General features: G+C 40.5%; 20 protein-coding genes and 7 tRNA genes. 19 read left to right on the top strand and 8 right to left on the bottom strand.

All coding sequences use genetic code 11. The annotated features are described in order from the left end of the window. Positions 1-127: 127 nt before the first annotated feature. On the top strand, positions 128-769 hold the full coding sequence (locus tag A7967_RS13020) for a GNAT family N-acetyltransferase (protein ID WP_054205447.1): 642 nt from the start codon (positions 128-130) through the stop codon (positions 767-769). Between the two features lie 666 nt (positions 770-1,435). On the opposite strand, the gene A7967_RS13015 is transcribed toward A7967_RS13020, so the two are convergent. Both A7967_RS13015 and A7967_RS13010 read right to left on the bottom strand, forming a co-directional pair. Further along, positions 1,436-1,735 carry a DUF3301 domain-containing protein gene (locus tag A7967_RS13015; RefSeq protein WP_054205446.1) on the bottom strand — a complete coding sequence of 100 codons (300 nt, stop codon included), beginning with the start codon at positions 1,733-1,735 and terminating at the stop codon, positions 1,436-1,438. Continuing rightward, a complete protein-coding gene (locus A7967_RS13010) occupies positions 1,736-2,764 on the bottom strand; it encodes a DUF3549 family protein (RefSeq protein WP_054205525.1) in 1,029 nt (342 codons plus the stop codon). 104 nt (positions 2,765-2,868) lie between these two features. Between A7967_RS13010 and A7967_RS13005 the strand changes: the two genes are divergently transcribed. From A7967_RS13005 to A7967_RS12995, 3 genes are read left to right on the top strand one after another with little or no spacing between them, the layout of a single operon-like run. Beyond that, positions 2,869-3,189 (top strand): YqcC family protein, encoded by a 321-nt coding sequence (locus tag A7967_RS13005; RefSeq protein ID WP_054205445.1) that lies wholly within the window; start codon positions 2,869-2,871, stop codon positions 3,187-3,189. Further along, positions 3,182-3,946 carry a tRNA pseudouridine(65) synthase TruC gene (truC, locus tag A7967_RS13000; protein ID WP_054205444.1) on the top strand — a complete coding sequence of 255 codons (765 nt, stop codon included), beginning with the start codon at positions 3,182-3,184 and terminating at the stop codon, positions 3,944-3,946. Before A7967_RS13005 ends, truC begins: the two co-directional genes overlap by 8 nt. Then, positions 3,946-4,395: a flavodoxin gene (locus tag A7967_RS12995; RefSeq protein ID WP_054205443.1), complete on the top strand. Its 450-nt coding sequence runs from the start codon at positions 3,946-3,948 to the stop codon at positions 4,393-4,395. The genes truC and A7967_RS12995 overlap by 1 nt, the downstream gene beginning before the upstream one ends. A gap of 50 nt (positions 4,396-4,445) precedes the next feature. Here the strand turns inward: A7967_RS12995 and A7967_RS12990 are convergent, their stop codons facing one another. Both A7967_RS12990 and gloB read right to left on the bottom strand, forming a co-directional pair. Further along, a complete protein-coding gene (locus A7967_RS12990) occupies positions 4,446-6,029 on the bottom strand; it encodes a LysM peptidoglycan-binding domain-containing protein (RefSeq protein WP_054454206.1) in 1,584 nt (527 codons plus the stop codon). Positions 6,030-6,165: 136 nt separating this feature from the next. Continuing rightward, positions 6,166-6,951 carry a hydroxyacylglutathione hydrolase gene (gene gloB, locus A7967_RS12985; protein WP_054454208.1) on the bottom strand — a complete coding sequence of 262 codons (786 nt, stop codon included), beginning with the start codon at positions 6,949-6,951 and terminating at the stop codon, positions 6,166-6,168. Between the two features lie 52 nt (positions 6,952-7,003). Between gloB and A7967_RS12980 the strand changes: the two genes are divergently transcribed. Continuing rightward, complete coding sequence (locus A7967_RS12980) at positions 7,004-7,762, top strand: class I SAM-dependent methyltransferase (protein ID WP_054205440.1); 759 nt, start codon at positions 7,004-7,006, stop codon at positions 7,760-7,762. Here A7967_RS12980 and A7967_RS12975 read toward each other — a convergent pair. Together A7967_RS12975 and rnhA are read right to left on the bottom strand one after the other, a co-directional pair. Then, the gene (locus A7967_RS12975; protein WP_064435775.1) at positions 7,733-8,596 is read right to left on the bottom strand and encodes an MBL fold metallo-hydrolase; all 864 of its coding nucleotides are present in this window, start codon (positions 8,594-8,596) and stop codon (positions 7,733-7,735) included. The two genes, A7967_RS12980 and A7967_RS12975, sit on opposite strands and share 30 nt — an antisense overlap. Positions 8,597-8,681: 85 nt before the next feature. Continuing rightward, positions 8,682-9,149 carry a ribonuclease HI gene (gene rnhA / locus A7967_RS12970; RefSeq protein WP_054205438.1) on the bottom strand — a complete coding sequence of 156 codons (468 nt, stop codon included), beginning with the start codon at positions 9,147-9,149 and terminating at the stop codon, positions 8,682-8,684. 68 nt (positions 9,150-9,217) lie between these two features. On the opposite strand from rnhA, the gene dnaQ reads away from it, so the two are divergent. The 10 genes from dnaQ to A7967_RS12920 all read left to right on the top strand — a co-directional run bounded on the left by dnaQ (position 9,218) and on the right by A7967_RS12920 (position 13,206). Continuing rightward, positions 9,218-9,931: a DNA polymerase III subunit epsilon gene (gene dnaQ / locus A7967_RS12965; protein ID WP_064435774.1), complete on the top strand. Its 714-nt coding sequence runs from the start codon at positions 9,218-9,220 to the stop codon at positions 9,929-9,931. 8 nt (positions 9,932-9,939) lie between these two features. Then, complete coding sequence (locus A7967_RS12960; RefSeq protein WP_054205436.1) at positions 9,940-11,316, top strand: TIGR03503 family protein; 1,377 nt, start codon at positions 9,940-9,942, stop codon at positions 11,314-11,316. A gap of 98 nt (positions 11,317-11,414) precedes the next feature. After that, a tRNA-Asp gene (locus A7967_RS12955) sits at positions 11,415-11,491 on the top strand. Between the two features lie 26 nt (positions 11,492-11,517). Next, positions 11,518-11,594, top strand: a tRNA-Asp gene (locus tag A7967_RS12950). Between the two features lie 41 nt (positions 11,595-11,635). Further along, a tRNA-Asp gene (locus tag A7967_RS12945) sits at positions 11,636-11,712 on the top strand. 30 nt (positions 11,713-11,742) lie between these two features. Further along, positions 11,743-11,819 (top strand) — tRNA-Asp (locus tag A7967_RS12940). Positions 11,820-11,857: 38 nt separating this feature from the next. Next, positions 11,858-11,934, top strand: a tRNA-Asp gene (locus A7967_RS12935). A gap of 37 nt (positions 11,935-11,971) precedes the next feature. Next, positions 11,972-12,048: transfer RNA gene (locus A7967_RS12930), tRNA-Asp, on the top strand. A 54-nt stretch (positions 12,049-12,102) separates the two neighbouring features. Beyond that, positions 12,103-12,179: transfer RNA gene (locus tag A7967_RS12925), tRNA-Asp, on the top strand. Positions 12,180-12,486: 307 nt separating this feature from the next. Continuing rightward, complete coding sequence (locus tag A7967_RS12920; RefSeq protein ID WP_064435773.1) at positions 12,487-13,206, top strand: helix-turn-helix domain-containing protein; 720 nt, start codon at positions 12,487-12,489, stop codon at positions 13,204-13,206. Between the two features lie 68 nt (positions 13,207-13,274). Here A7967_RS12920 and A7967_RS12915 read toward each other — a convergent pair whose 3' ends face one another. Continuing rightward, positions 13,275-15,200, bottom strand: a complete 1,926-nt coding sequence (locus A7967_RS12915; protein WP_054205621.1) for a S9 family peptidase — start codon at positions 15,198-15,200, stop codon at positions 13,275-13,277. A gap of 163 nt (positions 15,201-15,363) precedes the next feature. On the opposite strand from A7967_RS12915, the gene A7967_RS12910 reads away from it, so the two are divergent. Next, positions 15,364-15,954, top strand: coding sequence for an ATP-binding cassette domain-containing protein (locus A7967_RS12910; RefSeq protein ID WP_054205622.1), 591 nt, complete (start codon positions 15,364-15,366; stop codon positions 15,952-15,954). After that, positions 15,951-17,060 (top strand): DUF6136 family protein, encoded by a 1,110-nt coding sequence (locus tag A7967_RS12905; protein ID WP_054454222.1) that lies wholly within the window; start codon positions 15,951-15,953, stop codon positions 17,058-17,060. Before A7967_RS12910 ends, A7967_RS12905 begins: the two co-directional genes overlap by 4 nt. 9 nt (positions 17,061-17,069) lie before the next feature. Here the strand turns inward: A7967_RS12905 and fadE are convergent, their stop codons facing one another. Continuing rightward, the gene (gene fadE / locus A7967_RS12900; protein WP_054454223.1) at positions 17,070-19,526 is read right to left on the bottom strand and encodes an acyl-CoA dehydrogenase FadE; all 2,457 of its coding nucleotides are present in this window, start codon (positions 19,524-19,526) and stop codon (positions 17,070-17,072) included. 474 nt (positions 19,527-20,000) lie between these two features. Here fadE and A7967_RS12895 point away from each other — a divergent pair, with 474 nt between their 5' ends. Beyond that, positions 20,001-21,239, top strand: coding sequence for a tyrosine-type recombinase/integrase (locus A7967_RS12895; RefSeq protein ID WP_064435772.1), 1,239 nt, complete (start codon positions 20,001-20,003; stop codon positions 21,237-21,239). 64 nt (positions 21,240-21,303) lie between these two features. Further along, a complete protein-coding gene (locus tag A7967_RS23020) occupies positions 21,304-21,474 on the top strand; it encodes a hypothetical protein (protein WP_157756412.1) in 171 nt (56 codons plus the stop codon). The last annotated feature ends 76 nt before the right edge of the window (positions 21,475-21,550 follow it).

Raw genomic sequence — 21,550 nt, 5'->3', positions numbered from 1 at the left:
ATAGAACTTTATAATGAGTTATTAGAGTTTAACTCCCGCTGAATTTGCCTTTTAAAGCGCATAGGAATATACCTATAGTACTTAATGTATAAAAATTAAAATAAGCAAACGCTAATAAGGATTAACGATGACCGTCGAAACACAAAGTGAGACATTTCGAGTGCAATACATTGCTGCCGAAGATATCAGTATCGCAGCGAGCTTAATTTATCAAGCCTATCATGATGATCCTGTTTTACAGAAAATGCTTAATTACAGTGAAGCAGCCAAAGGGCCCTATGAGAAAAAACTACGTTCTTTAATTCGCGAAGAACTCAATACATTTTGGCAAGAAAAACAACCCTTGATAGGTTTATATAAAAATGAACGATTAAAAGCAGTAGCCAGTGTTTTTGAATCACAAAGCCAACTACAGGCGCAACGATATTGGCATTGGCGCTTAAAGTTAATGCTCAGTGCTGGCTATTTACAAACGAATCAGTTGATTGATAAAGAGCAAACGATTCGTGATGCCTTAGTTGAGCAAGGTAACTATTACTTTTTAGCCTTTATTGCGGTTGATCCGCATTTTCATGGTCAAGGGCTCGGCCGTTATTTGCTGCGCGGTTTAGATGACCTTGTAAAAAGTAATAAAGAGTCAAGTGGAATGGCAGTGTTTGTAACGCAAGGAAAGCATACGGCTTTTTTCAAAAGTGAAGGCTTCACGTGTTTACAGACGCTTACCTTTAACAGCGTACAAGGTGAGCTGTTATTTAAATCGGCTCAATAACATTGACCCAATTAAAACGGCCATAATGGAAGTTTGCGTGTAGGATATATCTTACAGTGGTGTGCGCTTTATCAGTTAATTTTACGTATCTGTATTGTTGTTTTTATTTAATTCATTGTTTTTAATGTACTTTGTGTTTTTTGCAAAAATGTTACATGAAAATAATTATTATTTGCCACTATCGTTAAGTCCCGTTTGCTTTAAACTTTACTTCATCAAGACGATACAGACTCAATGATTGAGCTGGTGCCAAGGAAACGGATTACGGCAATTAAGCAAGATGCTTAGCAGGAAGCAAACGGACAAGTTAACACGGATGCAAGGATGAGTTAGGACACCGCGAGGATGCGGAACATTAGCGGAGCTAATGATAAGGATAACCCAAAGGATTATATTACAGGAAGTAATAGGAGCGTTTGGAGACGCAGGATGGCCAAGGTGGCAAGAGGATAACACTAGGATGTGTAGGATATTGCATTGATGCAACGTGAGGGTGTATGAGGATGTATACCCGTTCAGGGGAAAGATAAAAAGGGTGCTTCGGCTTAGGTATGGATGCCTTATTATGGATGAAGTAAGATTTAGGCGTAACTATATGTTACGCCTTAGTTTTTTGTGTTTCATGTCAAACTATTAAACCTCAAAATATTCCTGATTATTTTCTAACTAGATCTTGTGCGGTGGCACTAAAACGCTCTGCAGCATTTCGTTTTCCATAAATAAAACACCTTGATAAGCGTTTTCACCATCACTGGAGAATTCAAAAGTAAACTCGCTTTTGATCCCTGGTTTGCCGCTTTTTAAAAGCCCAAAGCGGCGTTTAGTACACGCGACACTCATTAATTGCACTTGGAGTTGCTCACTTTGACGTTTTGCATGCGCGTTAGCGGCTTCGGCAACTTTACGATTTAGCCAAAAAAAATAAATTACACTGCCAATAAGAATGAATGTCCACAAACTTGCCATTTAAGAAAATAACCTTCCAATTGCTCGCGCGAGGGTTTCGCTGCGATTTTCTTTACGTAGTAAACCTAATAAGTGTGGTCTAACACTTGGTATTGCAACTAAATCAGCAAAAATACTTGGGAAAAGCTCTGCTATTTCTTGGTGGTGGGCGCAGTTGTCCATAAAAATATGTAAGCGCTCTGCGTCGGTAAGTAAGTTAAAACAGCGTCCAGCAATAGTTAATAAAACATCCGACTCGGTGGAAATGTCTGATTGTAAAATGCTATCGACTAATTGTGCGGTGAGTGTTTGGGCTTGTGCTTTTGACATCGCACGTAATGCGCAGCATAACGCTAGAGTATCTTTTTGCGCAATAGCATGCTGAGCATAGCTCAGTAGTTGCTCGCTAAAAGCGGGTGGTATTTCTACGTGTTCAAGCATCGCGCTGAGTGGTTGTAATACATCGGCTGGCAGATGCTCCCATGCTTGTTGTAATGCAGCTTGGTTTTTACCGTCATTTAAACGCAGTGCAAAATCAGCAATACCTTGTATCGCAACACTTTGCCAATTTTCAAAACCTAATTTTCCACTAAAATAAAGTTGTGTATATTCGTAATATTGTGATGCAGGTTGTTTTAATAATACTTTTAACAGCGCATTGAACGCAGCAAGTTTATTCGCATTGGGTGTGAATACATAAGGGTTGTTATCAAGTTTGCCGTCAGCGTGTGCGCCTGTTAAGTCATTACCTAGTGCTTCTATGACCATATTGGCAAAATGATCGCGACTTGCGCAAACAAGTTTGCTTTGTTCATCAACTGGAAACTTTAAAAACCACACATAAGGTTCACTGCTGGCTTTACGATCCCAAAATTGAATGGCTAACCATGCATGGCCTGCCAATGGAAAAGGATAGGGGATCTGTGCTTGCTCAATAGCTAAAAATTGCTTTTTATCTAGTTTGGTAATATGTCTACCAATATCAAAAACGCGCCAATTTGTGCCTGCGCCATCAAGTAATTGCCCTAAGGTTGCGATCTGCTCGGTCATAATGATCCAATGATTTTTTACTGCAAAATTAGTTAAATTATACGTCATAGCAGGCCATGAGGGAACAGGGTATAATTAACCAATATTTATCAAAGAGGGTGGTTATGTACCAATTAACCCAAACCTATTTAACGCAACTTAAAGCTTTATTAAAGCAGCATCAACTTTGGCAAAATGAACCTATTGATGTTCAAGCGTTAGACTCAACAATGCCTTTTTGTCACGATACAATGGCGTTTGAGCAGTGGTTACAATTTGTATTTATTGAAAAAATGCAAATGTTAGTCACTCATCAACATCCATTACCAAGTAATTTTTCAATTGCGCCGATAGCCGAGCTAATGCTGACAAAAAAAACCGGTGCGGCAGCCATCACTGCATTACTCTCTGAGCTTGATAACATTTTAGGAAGTGGTCATGAATGAACGCCCTGAGCCAATTGAATTTGGTGAATTAGAGGTTTTATATCGCGATGAAAACTATATTGCTATTAACAAACCATCAGGTCTGCTGGTTCATCGTTCATTTTTAGATAAGCATGAAACACAGTTTGCAATGCAAATGTTACGAGACCAAATAGGTCAGCATGTTTTTCCAGTGCATCGTTTAGATAGGCCTACCTCGGGTATATTGCTTTTTGCATTAAGCTCTGAAGCTGCGCGTGATATAAATCAGCTTTTTATTGATGGTCAAATATCTAAACGGTATTTAGCGTTAGTACGTGGTTTTGCACCAGAGTCGGTATTTTTAGACAAGCCACTTAAAGAAGAGCTTGATAAAATAGCTGATAAGTTTGCAGATCAAAATAAGGAGCCACAAGAGGCGCAAACCCAGTTTAACTGTTTACATCAAGCTACGTTGCCGATCCCGATTGGTAAATACCCCACTGTACGTTATTCGCTGGTGGAATGCTTTCCTAAAACGGGGCGAAAACATCAAATTCGCCGTCACTTAAAACACTTATCATTGCCAATTATTGGTGATGTAAATCACGGTGATAATCAGCATAACCAGTTTTTTAGAGAGCATTTTGAATTACGTCGATTAATGTTATTTGCAACGGAGCTTAATTTTGTGCACCCTTATACTCAACAACTGATCAATATTAAAGCGCCGTTAGGTGAGGCAATGCTTACTATTTGCCAACAACTTGGCTGGCCAAATACAGAAAAGGATTATTAATGGCACATATTAGTATTTTTGTAGGCAGTGTTAATGGCGGCGCAGAACGTTTAAGCGATGATATTGCAAAAACAATTGAGCAAGTGGGTCATACAGCCGTTGTAATTACTGAAGCATCACTTGATGATATAAAAAATGCCTCGCATATTTTAATTGTTACCTCAACTACAGGGCAAGGTGATGTGCCAAGTAATTTAGCGGGGTTATATTTTGCTATGAATAGCACTTCCCCTATGTTGACAGGCAAACCTTTTGGCGTGATAGCGATGGGAGATAGGTGCTATGGTGAAACATTTTGTGGAGCAGGGAGAAGCTTTGATGAGTTATTACGCGACTTACAAGCAAAGCCTGTTGGTAATCGCTTAGAAATAGATGCCAGTGAAAACTTTGAGCCATGGCCAGTAACAGAGCCTTGGCTAAAGCTGTGGTTAACGAAGCTTCCAGAGTAAGTAAAAAGAGCGCATGAGCGCTCTTTTTATTAGTTATGTTTTAGCTTACGTTATGTGCTTTTTACATCAACTTTTAGCTTTAACTTTTGCCCGGGTTGTAAGTATTTTTGCCCTGAGAGATCATTCCATTTAATAATATCGTTGATCGTTAGGTTAAACTTAGATGCAATGCGCGCGAGTGAGTCACCGCGACGGACTTTATAGATAATCGTACGGTTGGTGCTAATTAATGCTGTTTGGGTGTTCTTAGCACTTTTATACACAGTTAGCTTTTGGCCTAAACGTAATACGCTATTCTTTTTAAGTTTGTTCCATTTAGCGAGCTCATTAATGGTTACATCGTATTCTCGACTTATATCCCATAACGTATCACCACTTTTAACCGTGTGAGAGAGCTTCTTTTTCGTGCTTTTATTCACGGCCATGCGTACTTGTTTGGGTAAGTGCGCGCTATTAATCGCACCATCACTTAATGGCACGAGTAACTGTTGACCAACACGAATTGTATTTGATTTAAGTTTATTCAGTGACTTAATTGCAGCGGCGCTGGTTGAGAATTTATTAGCAATAACCGATAAGCTATCACCATTGGCGACAATATACTGCTGCCAGCGTAAGCGATCTTTTAAGTCAGTTTTTGCGAGTAACTGCTGAAATTGTTCTACTTTATCAGAGGGTAATAATAAAAAGTGTGGGCCATTAGGATCTGTTGCCCAGCGGTTAAAGCCCGGATTTAAACGATACAACTCAGTTAAGCTAATATCGGCCATATCTGCGGCGAGTGCTAAGTCAATTTGTGAGCCAATATCAACGACTTCGACAACTTGTGCATTAATGATCGGATCCCATTTAAGACCAAATTCTTCTTGACGTTTTAATAAGTCAGACAAGGCTAATAGCTTTGGTACATACGCAGTGGTTTCACTGGGTAAATCAAGAGACCAAAAGTCAGTTGGCAAATGCTTTTTACGGTTCTTTTTAATTGCGCGTAATAAGCGACCTTCACCTGAGTTGTATGCTGCTATAGCGTTGAGCCAGTCACCTTCAAGGGTTTTATGCAAATACGACAAATAATCAAGTGCCGCACGGGTTGATTGTACAATGTCACGACGGCCGTCGTACCACCAGTTTTGTTTTAAATCAAAACGTTCCCCTGTTTGTGGCATGAATTGCCAAATACCAGAAGCTGTACGGTGTGAGTAACCAAATGGGTCGAAAGCACTTTCAACAATGGGTAATAGCGCAATTTCAATTGGCATTTCACGTTTTTCAACTTCTTCAACAATAAAATGCAGGTACGGCTCGGCTCGTTTCGAAATGCGATCTAAATATGATTGATGACGGGCATAGTAATTACGCTCAGTAACAACAGGTCGATTTTGTGGCACTTCAATCGATAATTGGTAACGGATTCGTTCCCACACATCATCAAAAATAGGCGGCGCTTCATCAAGTTCGTTGACTTGTTGATATTGCGCATTAATCATTAATGCTTCGCTGATGTCGTTAGGGCTTGCGCCATTAAGCTGCTGCTCTTGTTGATTGACAATAACGTCATCAGATTGTGTTGATGTCAATGTCTGACAACCACTTAGCGTTAGTGCCAAGGCTAAAACGAGGGGGGATTTCTTCATAAATACCAATACATCAGGTAAAAAACTCGGCAAATACTACCCGTTATGACACGGTATTACCACTTTATGACCGTTTTAAATATGCAATAATGGGCTGTTTATCAGCTAACTAAATAATCTGTTTAGATTTTTTACACTAAAAATGATCTTTCCACGCTCTAAGACTTGCAAAGCGTTGCCAAGGTTCATTATTTTGTTTTAGTTGTGTTGCCATTACGCAAAATTTCTTTGGTAAGTACTCTGTTATTGATGACAAATCACTGCGCATAAATGGGTTTATTTTTCGCTCTTGTTTTAATGTGCTTGGCAGCGTGATTTCATTTTTCTGACGCTTTGCCCTCACCCAGTCATTGTAATAAATCAGATCTGGATTGTTAGGTTCTACAGCCAATGCAAATGCTAGGTTGGCTTGGGTGTATTCATGAGTGCAATAAATTTTACAGTCATCGGGTAGCGTTTTTAGTTTATCGAAAGAGTGATACATTTGCTGCGCCGTGCCTTCAAATAAGCGTCCACATCCACCACTAAATAACGTATCTCCAGTAAAAGCTAAAGTGGGATGGGTATAGCAAATATGATCCAGCGTATGTCCAGGTGTTGTCATAATAGTAAATTGAGTCCCCAGAACCGTTAAACTATCGTTATCCTTGAGCGGCTTAGTTATTCCTTTAAATGGACTGTTGTGTGGGCCATATACGTCAATATAATTAAATTCCTCGCACAAAGTGGCTATGCCATCAGTGTGATCATAATGATGATGCGTGATTAGAATTCCTGCGAGGGTTAAACCATGTTTTGCTAAATGTGCTAATACAGGCTCTGCTTGACCAGGATCGACAACCCAAACTTGATCACATTCAGCTCGACTTAGGCACCAAATATAATTATCAGAAAAGGCTTTAATTGCTTTGACTTGCACCATGTGGCATTGCTCTATAAAGTGACGATATTAAACATTATAACGAGCTTAGCGCATGAAACCAGCCCTTAGTTTTCAAGAAGGACCCAAACCACTGTCGTGGCAAGAGTTTCCTCATGGTGACTACTTACGTTGCGATATAGAGCGAAAAATGGGGAAGTGGTTGCCGCGTATGTTTGGCTATCACATGCTCAAGCTTGGTAATTTAAGTGGTGAACTCAATACCAGTGAAAGCACTATTAAACACCAAGTTTGCGTCGCTGAATCTGGACCATTTACAGGGGTGGTTGCTGATATAGATGAACTGCCATTTTATGAGCACAGCGTTGATGCATGTATTTTAAGCCATTGCTTAGAATATCATTCAGATCCACACCATATATTACGCGAAGCACATCGTACCTTGATCCCTGGTGGTTATATGGTTATCACCGGCTTTAACCCATTTAGTTTATGTGGGCTTGCGCAGTTATTACCTTTTAGTGGCCAAAAATTGCCATGGACTGGGCGCTTTTTTACACCTGCACGGGTAAAAGATTGGCTTAATCTACTGGGATTTGAAATTGTCAGCGATGAGCGTTTTATTTATTCTTCACTGGCGCGTGGTAATCGGTTGTCTCGGTTTGCACCATGGCGACGCTTTACAAAACAATACCTAAAGCCAATGGGGAGTGTTTATATGATCGTAGCACGCAAACGTGTTACACCACTGACCCCGATAAAACCTAAATGGCATGCACGGCCACAGTTTTCACCTGTAAAAGGAGCGGGCCTTCGCCAAACCTCAAAGCAGCACCGTGAGCGGGATCGTTAAATATCGTTGCCTATTTTGTTGAGGTTGCGGCAACTGGCCTGCGCGAATATTCATTTGTATTGCCGAATGTAGTAATTTTGGCGCGCTGAGTGTTGCATCACGGTTATTACGCGTTGCAATATAATCCTGTTCGGTGGTTTGTAAGTGTATATTGCTAATACGTTGCTCTTTTACAGATGTTTTATTAGCAAGTGCGCGGCCATTAGGTTGGTAGTCATGGCACATCCATAAAATCGTTTCATTTGGTAAAGCTAAAATGCGTTGCAACGACTGATATAGTTGCTCAGCACTGCCACCAGGGAAATCACATCGCGCCGTGCCACTATCTGGCATAAAAAAGGTATCGCCTACAAATAAATTACCGGCAATAAAAAAGCTGACGCTATCAGGTGTGTGACCAGGTGTTGCTAGTACTTGCACAGTATGCTCGCCCAGCGTAAAGCAGTCGTTATCACTAAAAAGTAAGTTAAAAGGGACTCCATCGCATGGCATATCAATATTGTAAAGGCGGCTAAAATGAGCTTGTACTTGGACTATATTTTTACCGGTAGCTAATTTGCAGGGATTATATGCACCTAACTGCTGTTTTATGTAACTTGCAGCAGTAATATGATCAGCATGAGCGTGTGTTTCTAATATCCATTCTAATGTCAGTTGCTTACGGTTGATGTGAGCAATGATGTCATCAGCAGTTTCAAAGCTTAATGTACCGTTCGCCGCGTCAAAATCAGCGGGGGCATCGATCAACATGGCTGTTTTAGTCGTTAGGCAATAGACTAAATACGTAAATGTAGCACTTTGTTGATGAAAAAAAGACTCGACTGAGATAGACATTTTACAACTCCACTATATGATATATCCAAATCTTATATCATATAACCAAGTTGTAAAATAGTGTGCGATGAATTACCACCTGGTATTATTCAGGGTTATAACCTTCATCGACCAATAAATCTTTGCTGCCTGCGGCATCACGGGCTAAATCATCAACAATTTCATTGTATTTATTGCCACTATGGCCTTTTACCCACTTCCACGTAACGTTATGGCGGGCACAGGCCTCATCAAGACGTTTCCATAAATCAACATTTTTCACCGGCTTTTTGGCGGCAGTTTTCCAGCCACGCTTTTTCCAGTTTGCAACCCATGACTCAATACCTTGCTTTACGTATTGGCTATCGGTAGTAAGATTTATATCGCAAGGGCGGTTTAGACTTTCAAGTGCAACAATGGCTGCCAGCATTTCCATGCGATTATTGGTCGTGAGGGTGTAGCCTTGGCTTAATTTTTTTTCGTGGTCATTATAAAACATAAAAATACCATAACCGCCGGGGCCCGGATTACCTAAACATGAGCCATCGGTGTAAATCTCTACGGTTTTTTGCACTGTTTTCCCTTGATCTTATGTACAATAAAGTGATTATAGAAAGATACCAGAGTCAGGCTAAATTCGATATGGCACGTAGACAAATAGTTTTAGATACAGAAACCACCGGCATCGACCCTAAACAAGGGCACCGCATTATAGAAATAGGGTGCGTGGAATTAGTGAATCGCCGCCTTACGGGGAATAACTTTCATGTATATATTAACCCACAGCGAAAAAGTGAAGAAGAAGCTATTGATGTTCACGGTATCACCAATGAGTTTTTACGCGATAAACCGTTGTTTCATCAAATAGCTCAAGAATTTTTAGACTATATTAAAGGGGCTGAGCTAGTTATCCATAATGCACCGTTCGATGTTGGTCATATGGATAATGAATTTGCCTTGCTTAATCAGGGCCATCAAAAAACCCATGATTACTGCCAAGTTCTCGACACCCTCAAAATGGCGCGTGACTTGCATCCAGGACAGAAGAATAACCTAGATGCGTTATGTCGTCGTTATGATGTCGATAACGCTAAGCGTACGTTACACGGCGCGCTACTGGATTCTGAGATCTTAGCGGATGTTTATTTAGCGATGACGGGTGGGCAAGTAAAGCTCAACCTAAATCAAAATAAAAATCAGGGCAGCGAACAGCAGCAAAAAGAAATTCGTCGCTTAGACCCAAACCGAGCCCCTTTAGTTGTATTACACGCGACCCACGATGAGCAGCTCGCTCATAACGAGCGACTAGATATAGTCAATAAAGCTGGCGGCCAATGCGTATGGCGCGCCGAATAAGGCAAAACATGAGAAGTATACTGTTAGCTGTGTGTTTAGCATTCATGCTACCGAACACTGGTAATGCAACAAGTGAAGATAAAATTACGCTATTACAGCGCGATGGGCAGCAAAATGAAATTCCATTGCTTGAAAATCGTTTTCGCATTGATCACAAAATTGATGAAATAACATTATTGTTTTTTCGTAAGCCCGGCTCACCTGCTGTTGTACTAGTTAGACCCGATGGTAGTAAATACTATTCAACGTCGCCGCGCAATGACGCAAACCTAGAATGGTTTGATGAACTTAGCTATGATTTGATCACGATTAAGCAGCCAATGGCTGGGCCTTGGCAAGTGGTTGGCAGTATTTTACCTAATAGCCGTATAGTGGTGCTCGGTGAAATTGAGTTGCAGGTTGATCCATTACCGTCGCTGTTGTTTCGTGGTGAAACAGTCAAAGTCACAGGAAAGGTTCTCAATGATGGTGAACCTATTAAAGTTGGCCTGTTTCGTGATGTGGTTAGTTTACATGTAGACTTTATAAGTACTAATAATAGTGATTACGCAAATTTTGGTGCCGGAACACAAGCTGTTGCAGAATTTAAAGATGACGGGCGTGGTTTTGACGAACGCCCTAAAGATGGTATTTTTACTGGCGAATTCAAATTAGTATTTCCAGCAGGGCAATGGCAACCCGAGCTGTATATTGAAACCCCATTATTAAAACGCACCGTTGTACAAGATATGATAGAAGTAAAAGAGCCACCTTTTAACTATACAATCGCGTTAGCTGAAGATGATCTGCAAGAACATCAATTAACAATTACCCTTGATAACCAAATAGTGCAACCAGAGACGGTGTTGATCCAAGGGAAAATTTATTACCCCAATAATGAAGAGCAAATGTTCACGCTTGATGCCAATAAAACATTAACACGAGAGCTTGCAATAAAAAATTATGACTGGGGGCGATACAGTATTGAGCTTTCTGTTTTTGGTACAAATATTAATGGCCGAGAATTTATGGCGACTCTACCTACATATAAATTTGAAATAGAGCGACCAATTGAAGCCGTACCAGAAATTGAAAAGCCGGTTATGACAGCAGCCCAGCTACAAGAAATCGAAAAAGCGGCAAAAGAAGCCGAAGCAATGTCGACTATGACGCTAATTAGTTTAATTATTGGCGGGAATTTACTGGTTTTATTACTAGGCGGGTTAGCAATTCGTGTATTTGTACAGAAAAAATCAATTTTGCCAAAAATCAATTTACCGTTTTTGAAGAAAAAATCAGCAGTGGATCCAACGCCGCAAAGTAATGAAAAAAAAGAAGTTGGTGAAAATGGTTCAAAAAATGACAAATCAGGTGAAATTTTAAACCTTTCGATGTCGGATGACTAAAAAGGCTGTAAAAAAACAAAAAAGCCCTTGACGAAATAGGTGTTGGTTCGTATTATTCACGCCGCTGCCAAGGGAGACCTAGACAGCAACGAAAATAAGGAGTGGTAGTTCAGTTGGTTAGAATACCGGCCTGTCACGCCGGGGGTCGCGGGTTCGAGTCCCGTCCACTCCGCCAATTTTCGAAAACTTGTAAGTAAAGCTGGAGTGGTAGTTCAGTTGGTTAGAATACCGGCCTGTCACGCCGGGGGTCGCGGGTTCGAGTCCCGTCCACTCCGCCAACGCTTACACAACATATGGTTGTAAAACATATTCTTATTATGGAGTGGTAGTTCAGTTGGTTAGAATACCGGCCTGTCACGCCGGGGGTCGCGGGTTCGAGTCCCGTCCACTCCGCCAATAAGAAAAATAACAGTTTAAATATGCGCTGGAGTGGTAGTTCAGTTGGTTAGAATACCGGCCTGTCACGCCGGGGGTCGCGGGTTCGAGTCCCGTCCACTCCGCCAACTATTTAAACAATGTTATATTACAAAATTTGTATGCTGGAGTGGTAGTTCAGTTGGTTAGAATACCGGCCTGTCACGCCGGGGGTCGCGGGTTCGAGTCCCGTCCACTCCGCCAACAAATTAAGTAATAACAAGTATAATGATATCTCTGCGGAGTGGTAGTTCAGTTGGTTAGAATACCGGCCTGTCACGCCGGGGGTCGCGGGTTCGAGTCCCGTCCACTCCGCCACTTGATATCATGAATAAAATTAGTAAGTGCATTACCCCATGCACATACCACTGCGGAGTGGTAGTTCAGTTGGTTAGAATACCGGCCTGTCACGCCGGGGGTCGCGGGTTCGAGTCCCGTCCACTCCGCCACTTGTTATTTCCTCAATAACAAGTTTATAAAATCCTTGTATAAATCTTTTAATAAAACATACTTTGGCTATCAGCTATCAGCTATCAGCTATCAGCTATCAGCTATCAGCTATCAGCTATCAGCTATCAGCTATCAGCTATCAGCTATCAGCTATCAGCTATCAGCTATCAGCTATCAGCTATCAGCTATCAGATCGACTCTTTTATACTAACCTGTTAATATTCCTTATTATTCTTCATTATTCAGCTTCTTATATCTGTATGAATAGCTAAGAATCTAGTCTCACTTTAAAAAGGAAGCACTAAGATGAGCACATTAGGTCAACAACTAAAGCAGTTAAGAAATAATAAAAAATTGAGCCAACCTGAATTTGCAGAGCAAGTGGGTATAGAGCAAAGTTACTTATCAAAACTAGAAAATGATAAATCAATTCCTTCTAACGACATTTTCAGATCTTTGCTTTTGGCATTAGATATCTCTATTGATGAATTTATGAAACCGCTTGCAGCTAGTCATGATAAAGCGAGGTTAATACAAATAGCAGATGTTGAACAGTGGCTTAAAAAACAAGCTGTTAATACTTCAGTTAAACAACGAACACTGATTTATTTAGTCATGTTTTTAATTTCGTTTGGTTGTGCATTATTTTATGTAGGTCATAAAAATTATGTGTTTAATGAACGCTTTTATGAGTATCGCTCTATTGGAATTATTAAAGCTGATGAACCACTCAATGTTTTCAATCATTGGAAAAATTATATAATAGATCCCAGTGCTGAAAAGCGTGCAGAAAAACTTAAAGAGATGCTTGCTAGGCGTGTTGAGCTTTTTAAATTAATGGATGAGTATATTGGCGAATCATTTGTTGAAGAAGTGACTAGTGGTAAACGTGTTTACACAACAGATGCTATCCCACGCTTCATCTCACATGCAGGTAATAGCTGGCTTGAATTTATTGGACTATTTGCAGTTGTGTTTGGTTTAGCGCTTGCGTTATTTGAACCAAAGTTAACACGCCACCAATAAAAAGCTGCATGCTAACAAGCACACAGCCTTTATTTTAAATTTAGCCCATACTTGTATGGGCTAACGCGCTATTTTAAATAGGTATCTAAAAAGTTTAAGTAAGCGTTAGAAGCCGTAATACGGTTTTCTTTTTTACTAAAACCATGGCCTTCATCATCAAACAACACATATTCTACGGGTACGCCATTGGCTTTTACCGCAGCAACCAGTTCATCACTTTCTACTTGTAAAACGCGAGGATCGTTCGCACCTTGAATAACCATCAATGGTTTGGTGATATTCTTAGCGTGAAATAATGGCGAAATAGCACGATGACGTTCACCGTCAGTCGCTGGATCGCCCATTTCATCGTACAGTGACTTTTTAAAGCTTTCCCACCAAGGCGGAATAGAATTTAGGGTACGTACCCAGTTTGTAACGCCAAAAATATTAATGCCGACTTTAAATTCTTCCGGTTCAAAAGCCAGTGCTGCTGCGGTCATAAAGCCGCCATAGCTGCCGCCCATAATACCGATTCTATCAGCATCAACCCAATCCAGACCTTGTAAGTGCTGCTTACCAAATACAATATCTTGTAAGTCGTCGGTGCCGTGTTTTTTATCATCTAGGTGGAAAAATGTTTTACCATAGCCTGAGCTGCCACGGTTATTAACGGCAAAAATGGCGTAACCATGATTCACTAAATGTTGCTGCATAGCACTGTAACCGGTGCGGCTTTGCCCACCTGGTCCGCCGTGCACCCAAATAAGCGCAGGAACTTTGTTTGTGCTGCTTGCTTGTTTTGGTTTGTATAAAACGCCAGGTATTTCAAGGCCATCAAAACTTTTAAAGCGAACGATTGTGCTTTCAACTAAGTCGTTTTGGTTAATTTCTTTACTTAGCGTATTTGTAAGCTGTTTTGCTTGATTGCTGCCAACTTGCCACACAAATAAATTACTTGGCGACGTATCTGAGTTTAGATAAAACGCCATCGTTTTTTCATCGCTTGAAAAGTTAACGCTGCGCAAGTTGCCTGCGGGTAATGTCGGCATCGCAATTTCTTTGCCTGTTTGGGTATCGATCACGGTTACTTTGGTGCTCGCGTCAGCATTTACACCACTTACTTGATAACGGCCTGATTTAGAGAAATAAATAAAACTCACATCCCAATCATCTTTTAATGCAGCGCTATGTTCACCGGTGGCTAAGTCATAACGCCATACCTGTGAAAACTCACCTTTAGCGTCTGTTGAGTAATATAAATATTTGCTGTCAACAGAGAAGGTGTCAGGGCTGTACTGTGCTGGTGTGTCATGCTTTGAAATTAATTGCGGTTTGAGTGACTTTTTATAGGTATCAAGAATAAAGGTATCGCTGTCTTTATTGGTATTACTTTTAGATAAAGCGATATAGCGACCGTCGGGGCTAATTGCACCTACGTTTAGGCCTAATGTGTTTTGATAAACAGGCGTTATTTTATATGTTTTGCTATCAACGCGGTACAAGTCCATAAACTTCGCGTCGCGTTTATTACTGGTGATAAAAAATTGGCTGCCATCTTTAGTAAAACCTGCAAAACTTGCGCGGGTTTCATCCCCTGGCGTTAAATCTTTGACTGTGCCATCAGCTTCGCGTACGTACACGTGGTAGCGTTCGTTACCGCCTGAATCTTTGGTAAATAATACCCGATCATCATTTGGGAAGTAACGCACAGGGTAGGTGCTGTCTTCAAAATTAGTTAAACGGGTTTTATCGCCAGTTGTAGCGTTTACTTCGTATAGGCTATAAATACCACTTTCATCACTACTAACTAAAATTTTGTCGCCTGTTGAGGAAAAACTATTGCCCCTGATTGAAGTCGTATCAAAAAAGGTGTCAGCATTATACGTTTTAATAGATTGAACTTGCGGAGCTTGTGTACTTACGGCGCTATTTGATGGAGTCGATTGACTACACCCGCCCAATGCAAGTGTTATTGCACAGGCAACCGTTGCGAATTTTAAAGATTGTTTCATGGTTACATTCCTTGATTTATTGTTATGACGTTTTTAGTCTTACCTGAACACTTTTTAAACGCAAGTGATTAATGATTGTTAACTGCAACAAAGTGTTACAAAGGTTGTATCGTTTTAAATACGGCTAGCGATATAATGCTTACTCATACAAAAGGAACTATTTATGATTGAAGTCATTGGCTTAAATAAACAATTTACAACCAACGCGCTATATAGTGACTACAGCATTACATTTACAGCCCCACGAGTGTGTATTGAAGCACCTAATGGACAAGGTAAAACCACGCTACTGATGATGTTAGCGGGGCTTGAAGGCAGGCAAAGTGGTGAGTTTTTATTTTCCGGAAATACGCTCAATGACCCTCATAATCAGGTTGCGATCGCCAGTGACAGAATTGCGTTACCTGACTTTTTAACAGCTAAACAGATTATTAATTTATCTGTGAGTGCACTGAGGTGTGATTGGCCTTCAGCACTTATTAGCGGTTTTAACTTCAATGAATTTTTAAATACTCGCTTTGATGTGTTGTCATCGGGTAACCAAAAAAAATGTCAGTTGATATTGGCTTTAATGCGTGGCGCACCTTATTTATTACTCGATGAGCCCAGTGCAGCGCTTGACCAAACGAGTATCCATTATTTATTAACTTTACTTGATGATTATTTACTCGATAAACCAGATGGGCAAATAATTATTACCTGCCATGAACCCGAAGTGTTTATCGAACATGGCTTTGAGTGTATGTCTTTATGAGTAGCATAACTATTAAGCAAACAATTACTCAATATCACGCATTTATGGATTATCGCTATCAGGCCTATAAAAATGAACTTGCGCAATTGTTAGTGCAACTTAAAAATTTTGGCTTATTATTTTTTGTGGTGTTGGGATCGGCCATGCTTGGTATGATACTGCTACTATTTTTAGGACTGGGCAAAATCATCGACAGTGCTGATGCGCCGCAACACGGTGCACAAATGGCGTGGCTGTACTTACTATTGCAAAGTGTGATGCTTAGTGCGATGAAATCCGCTATTAAAAATAGTCAACAACGGCTATTTCAGCGAACGATTGTAAAGCCTGGCTGGCTTAAGTTAATGGATATTAAGTTATTACTATTAAGTAATGGGTGGTTGGTAGCAAGCGCGGTTATTGCGTTTGATTTAACCCTTACACAGTGGTTAAAAGCCCCGCACTTCATACTGTTTATGTCGCTACAATTTGGTTTAGGGATTTTATGCTTATATAACTCTCGGGCATTGACGATCGGTTTTTTATTGAGTGCTATTTTAGTATGTGTTCCTGTTGAAATACAGCCACTGATTTATCATCTCGGGTTTGTTTTACTATTTACGTTGAGTTTATTTATCCCTCAGGTAGCGCTAGGAGCTCGGTTATCTGTCAGTTCATTACTGAGCTTTTGGGTGATGTTCTTTGTTAACCATACATGGGTTTTAGTATGGCGATGTGCGCTTTTACTGTGTGTATTTATGTCATCAAGTACATTATTGCATGAGCGGCCTGATTTAGCGGAGATATTCACTATTCTAGCTCTGGCTTTTATTGTGTTATTTACCAGTTCTTTGCAATTTGATTGCGGTAAACTGCATGAAAAGTACCAGCTATTTTTTAAAGCGAATAACCAAGCAAGGCGTTTCTTTATAAGCCAGTTCGTTCCTGGCATGATATTTTTTAGCATAGCGCTGGCTGGGTTTATGGCTTTATCTAAGCAAGAAAATTATGTATTGCTGATTATGAGTTTAATATGGTGTGGCTTGCAGCTCTTTGCAGCGAAAAAAAAACCAGCGCATTATGCGCTGGTTTGGATATGTGTAACTGCGTTACTACTTGCTTTTTAATTTAAAAGGTTAAGCAGCATCTGCTTTTTTAGCGGCACTGTTACGTGCCGCTTTACCTGCAAGTAAATCAGCAGGGTCAAAGTCATCAACGTTAATAACATCTAAGCGCGCTTTTTCAACGCTTGCCAGCTTGTCAGCTTCGGCTTGCGTTAAAATACCGGCTTCAAGTCCCATTTGTGCAACTTTATCAAGTTGGAAGAATGGCAGTTTAAGGCCTTTTTCACGACATACTTTGTCAAATAACGGCTCAACTGCAAGTACGTCTTTAAGCGTTTGTTCTTGACGCCCTACTAAGTTAAGCGGCTCATTTTTCAAGTATACGTAGCTTGCTAAACGATTACGCGTTTCGCTTGGTACTTGGAGTATTTGTGCCAATTTATGCTCCAGTTTGTCGGTAGGTTTACGAACCGGGCGACCAAACGGGAATAACAGAAGCTTAAGTGCCGCGCGTAGCGGGGCAGATGGCATGTTATTAATTAAATCAGCCAGCGCACGTTGGCAGTGGTAAAGATGATCTTGACAGCTCCATTGTACAAGCGGTAAGTCTTCTTTTTTACGGCCTTCGTCGTTATAACGTTTAAGCGTTGCAGACACTAAATATAAGTAACTAAGTAAATCACCTAAACGAGCAGAGATACGTTCTTTACGTTTTAATGAGCCACCAAATACAGCCATACTGATATCAGACATTAGTGCAAGTGATGCACTAAAGCGTGACGCGGTACGATAAAACTCAGCTGTTTCGTCTTTAAATGGTGTAGTTGCAAAGCGTGCACCAGTAAAGGTCATCCACTTAGTACGTACTAGGTTAGACAGTGTAAAGCCAATATGACCCATTAATGCTTTATCAAATACCGCAAGTGCTTCTTCACGATCTTCAATTGCGCAGGCACCCAATTCAGTCAGAACAAATGGGTGACAGCGGATAGCCCCTTGACCATAAATAATCATATTACGGGTCAAGATATTTGCACCTTCAACGGTAATGGCAATCGGTGCACCTTGATAGCCACGACCTAAATAGTTATTTGGCCCAAGCATAATACCTTTACCGCCGTGAACATCCATCGCATAGTTGGTAGAGTCACGCATTTGTTCGGTTAAATGGTATTTAATGATTGCAGATACAACCGATGGTTTTTCACCTAAATCAACAGCACCGGTAGACATGCTAACGGCAGCATCGGAGCTGTACGCATATCCTGCAAGTTTAGCAAGTGACTCTTCAACACCTTCCATTTGGCCAATAGGTAAACGGAATTGACGACGAATACGACTATAAGCGCCACTGGCAAGCGCAATTGTTTTAATACCACCGGTTGAGTTTGATGGTAATGTAATTGCACGGCCAACCGATAAACACTCAACGAGCATACGCCAGCCTTGGCCTGCCATTTCTGGGCCACCAATAATGTAATCAAGCGGTACAAAAATGTCTTTGCCTTGAGTCGGGCCATTTTGAAACGGCACGTTCAGTGGAAAGTGGCGACGGCCAATTTCAACACCCGGCATATCCGTTGGGATCAATGCACAGGTAATGCCTAAATCTTTAGTGTCGCCTAATAAACCGTCGGGATCTTGCATTTTAAATGCAAGCCCAAGTACTGTCGCAACAGGCGCAAGGGTGATATAACGTTTATTCCACGTTAAGCTCAAGCCAATGACTTCCTCGCCTTCCCACATACCTTTACAGACAACGCCATAATCTGGAATTGCACTGGCATCAGAGCCGGCTTCTGGTGACGTTAGGGCAAAACATGGGATCTCTTTACCACTTGCAAGACGTGGTAAGTAATGATCTTTTTGTTCTTTTGTACCATAGTGCTGTAATAACTCGCCTGGGCCTAATGAATTAGGGACACCAACAATAGACGAAAGTAGAGTCGATTTACTGGTTAGCTTTTGTAATACACATGACTGTGCAAACGCAGAAAATTGTAAACCGCCATATTCTTTTTTGATGATCATGGCAAAGAATTTATTATCTTTAAGGTATTGCCATACATCTTGCGGTAAGTCGGTTAACTCGTGAGTTGCTTCCCAATCGTCCAACATGCCACATACCACTTCAACTGGGCCATCGATAAAGGCTTGCTCTTCGATAGTTAGTTTTGGCATTGGATATTGGTGTAACTTATCCCAGTCTGGGCGACCGCAAAAAAGATCGGCTTCCCACCATGTAGTACCTGCATCAATGGCTGACTTTTCAGTTTCAGACATTGTAGGGGTTACTTTTTTGAACATGGCAAAAACAGGTTTAATAATATATTGCTGACGAATGCCAGTAACAGATAATGGCACTGCGATGATCAAAAAGATCAACCAGCTAATTGCGCCAAACGCACCTGCAAAGGTACCAATGACAAGTGTTGCGATAGAAACGCCAAGGGCAGTATTCCAGCTCGCTCTGTGGTAACTCGCAATGCTAAGCAGCACGATTAAACCAAGTGTAAATATGAGTGTCATGTATTCAATCCTTAATAGAGGTCAGACCACCTCTGTTAGAGTAGCGTTAGATTAGTTAATTATCAAGTGGCTAAATGAGAATAATGTGAGTTTAGTCACATGTTTGTAACGAGTATAACTCAAGGCCTCAAACATAAGCTTGCCTTGCACTTGCTAATGCTTAACAATACTTAGTGTTACAGTGTGAGCCGATTGTGAGTGTACTTTTTAATTTCTAAAATAATCGGATGTACAGCTTAGATCTATAAGCTATTAACAAGTTAATTTTAAAGGTTAATTTATTTTATGTGTGAGTTGCTTGGGATGTCCGTTTTTTAGCTTTCATATAATCTTAACTTGTCGCAAAGCCTGATAATCCCTCGATTTATCTACTCTAAAGCTGTTCATACTGTCTCATTCTGTTATTGTTATCGCAAACCAAACTGATACCAAAACTGTGACCTATGTGGTGGTCACAGTTTTAAATGGCATTTTATGAACTTCACAGATAAATCAATAAAAGCGCTCAAAGCCCAAGATAAACGCTATGTACTAACAGAGTCTGGCAACTATGGGGAAGGGCGTTTACAAATAAGAGTAAGTGAGTCAGGAGCTAAAACATTTAGGGTGCAATATCACATAAATGGTAAACGTAAAGTTATAGGACTTGGTACTTACCCAATTGTTGATTTAAAAAAAGCTCGTGGCAAGCATGCTGAAATATCAGCTTTATTAAGTGATGATATTGACCCACAAGAGCACCGATTAGAAACCCAAAAAACAGATTTTGCATCATCAGCAAAACGCACAATGCTAGAAATGCTAGATGAATTTAATGTATTTATAAGTACTCGCTGGGCTGAGTCAACAATAAGCCGAACTGATAAACTAATAAAAAGAAACATCACCCCATTTATAGCAACCGACTTAATGCCCGATGAGTTTACTATTGATATGGCCCGCGACATTATTTACCGCGTATACAACCGTGGAGCAAAAGAGCAATCGCGCCTGGTTCGCAGTACATTAATGAGTATATTAAAATTCGCCATAGATTTTGATAACTCACCAGAGCAATACAAAAAGCCCAACCTTTACGATATTAAAACCAATTTCATTAGAGACATTAATTTTGAAACGCCAAAAAACAAAGGCGAACGCTGGTTAAATGAAGCTGAACTTAAAAAAGTATGGAATGCTGACGACCTACCTTATTACACCCAGCAATATATAAAGCTTGCATTGTTGCTCGGTGGTCAACGAGTCAACGAAGTTTATGGCTCGTACGTAAGTGACTTTGACATAGAGAACAAAACATTCACCATACCCGCAAACCGTATAAAGGTAAAACAGCGGGGCGATCACATAGTGCCACTATGTGAAACCGTAATACCAATCATCCAAGAGTTAATGCAACATAGCGGAAAAGCAGGGCAAATGTTCCCTCATCGTGACAACCCAACAGCCACCGCTCACGTATCAACAATACGAATGGCAATACTACGTTGGTGCGGGAAAAACGACGTGCCAAATTTTAACCCACGCGACCTACGCCGAACGTGTAAAACACTTATGGGTAAAGCGGGTATCGATAAAATAAACCGCGACATACTGCAGCAACATAACAAGTTTGATGTATCGAGCGTACATTACGACAGGTATGATTACATGAAAGAAAAGCAAGTAAGCATTAAAACATGGGAAAGCTTTATATTAGATTTAACCATAATTTAAAAATATTTATTAATCTGGCTTAAATATTGCTTGAATGTAGCTCTTATTTACAAGGAGCAATAAAATGACACTTTCAATCTTATTACTAAGCGCACTTTCTTTCGATGTAACACCAACGCCAAGCGTACAAAAACTAGAAAATTCAGGTGGGATAATCATCCTAAATCCAAAGAAAAAAGAAAAAATACAAAACTCGGGCGGAATTATCATCCTAAACCCAAAAAAGCCAAAATAGTTATGCACTCAAAAGTAAGCCAGCTAAATGCTGGTTTTTTTGTGCCTAAAGGTTTAGCATTGTCTTAAAAAGTAAA

The sequence above is a fragment of the Pseudoalteromonas neustonica genome, from assembly GCF_001653135.1.
Classification (GTDB): domain Bacteria; phylum Pseudomonadota; class Gammaproteobacteria; order Enterobacterales; family Alteromonadaceae; genus Pseudoalteromonas; species Pseudoalteromonas neustonica.
Note: the sequence above shows the minus strand (reverse complement) of the source record. Positions and strands in the feature narration are given on the sequence as shown.

Bases quoted from the DNA above. Each gene is read 5' to 3' on its own strand.
- A7967_RS12905 (WP_054454222.1), top strand. From the start codon at position 15,951: ATGAGTAGCATAACTATTAAGCAAACAATTACTCAATATCACGCATTT.
- A7967_RS13020 (WP_054205447.1), top strand. From the start codon at position 128: ATGACCGTCGAAACACAAAGTGAGACATTTCGAGTGCAATACATTGCT.
- A7967_RS12895 (WP_064435772.1), top strand. From the start codon at position 20,001: ATGAACTTCACAGATAAATCAATAAAAGCGCTCAAAGCCCAAGATAAA.
- A7967_RS12960 (WP_054205436.1), top strand. From the start codon at position 9,940: ATGAGAAGTATACTGTTAGCTGTGTGTTTAGCATTCATGCTACCGAAC.
- dnaQ (WP_064435774.1), top strand. From the start codon at position 9,218: ATGGCACGTAGACAAATAGTTTTAGATACAGAAACCACCGGCATCGAC.
- A7967_RS12990 (WP_054454206.1), bottom strand. From the start codon at position 6,029: ATGAAGAAATCCCCCCTCGTTTTAGCCTTGGCACTAACGCTAAGTGGT.
- A7967_RS12915 (WP_054205621.1), bottom strand. From the start codon at position 15,200: ATGAAACAATCTTTAAAATTCGCAACGGTTGCCTGTGCAATAACACTT.
- fadE (WP_054454223.1), bottom strand. From the start codon at position 19,526: ATGACACTCATATTTACACTTGGTTTAATCGTGCTGCTTAGCATTGCG.
- A7967_RS23020 (WP_157756412.1), top strand. From the start codon at position 21,304: ATGACACTTTCAATCTTATTACTAAGCGCACTTTCTTTCGATGTAACA.
- A7967_RS12975 (WP_064435775.1), bottom strand. From the start codon at position 8,596: ATGTCTATCTCAGTCGAGTCTTTTTTTCATCAACAAAGTGCTACATTT.
- A7967_RS13005 (WP_054205445.1), top strand. From the start codon at position 2,869: ATGTACCAATTAACCCAAACCTATTTAACGCAACTTAAAGCTTTATTA.
- A7967_RS12920 (WP_064435773.1), top strand. From the start codon at position 12,487: ATGAGCACATTAGGTCAACAACTAAAGCAGTTAAGAAATAATAAAAAA.
- A7967_RS12995 (WP_054205443.1), top strand. From the start codon at position 3,946: ATGGCACATATTAGTATTTTTGTAGGCAGTGTTAATGGCGGCGCAGAA.
- A7967_RS13010 (WP_054205525.1), bottom strand. From the start codon at position 2,764: ATGACCGAGCAGATCGCAACCTTAGGGCAATTACTTGATGGCGCAGGC.
- truC (WP_054205444.1), top strand. From the start codon at position 3,182: ATGAATGAACGCCCTGAGCCAATTGAATTTGGTGAATTAGAGGTTTTA.
- A7967_RS12980 (WP_054205440.1), top strand. From the start codon at position 7,004: ATGAAACCAGCCCTTAGTTTTCAAGAAGGACCCAAACCACTGTCGTGG.
- gloB (WP_054454208.1), bottom strand. From the start codon at position 6,951: ATGGTGCAAGTCAAAGCAATTAAAGCCTTTTCTGATAATTATATTTGG.
- A7967_RS13015 (WP_054205446.1), bottom strand. From the start codon at position 1,735: ATGGCAAGTTTGTGGACATTCATTCTTATTGGCAGTGTAATTTATTTT.
- A7967_RS12910 (WP_054205622.1), top strand. From the start codon at position 15,364: ATGATTGAAGTCATTGGCTTAAATAAACAATTTACAACCAACGCGCTA.